The 434-nt window shown below is 41.7% G+C and carries 1 protein-coding gene; it reads right to left on the reverse strand.

The genetic code is table 11. The annotated features are described in order from the left end of the window. Positions 1–434, reverse strand: a 434-nt coding sequence (locus F7R02_RS27760; RefSeq protein WP_276529131.1) for a solute carrier family 23 protein, incomplete at both ends; no start/stop codon positions are given.

Here is a 434-nt window from a genome sequence, read left to right on the forward strand (position 1 = left end):
AATCCCAGAAACGCAGCTAAAATTGTGCCACCGACTAGGCCGATTAACACGGCAATTGACTTGATAAAGCCACGTCCCCAAACTTGCACAACAATGATTAAGGCAATTGTTACAAATGCGAGGAGCAAGTTTTTAGGATCACCAAAACTTTTGTCCGTTGCTAAGCCGCCACCCATTTTTTCAACAGCAACAGGAATTAAGGTCAAACCAATAACTGTAATGACTGTGCCGGTGACTAAAGGCGGAAATAGACGCTTAATTTTTGAGAAAAATCCTGCAATAAGAACGACAAAAATGCCCGAAGCAATAATTGAACCGTAAATTGCACCAACCCCTTTGTTCGTACCAATCATGATTAAAGGCGCAACTGCTTGAATGGCACAACCTAAAACGACTGGCAAGCCAATCCCAAAAAACTTATTCACCGTTAATTG

Origin of the sequence: Xanthomonas cissicola (genome assembly GCF_008801575.1) — a bacterium.
In the GTDB taxonomy this organism is placed as follows: domain Bacteria; phylum Pseudomonadota; class Gammaproteobacteria; order Xanthomonadales; family Xanthomonadaceae; genus Xanthomonas; species Xanthomonas cissicola.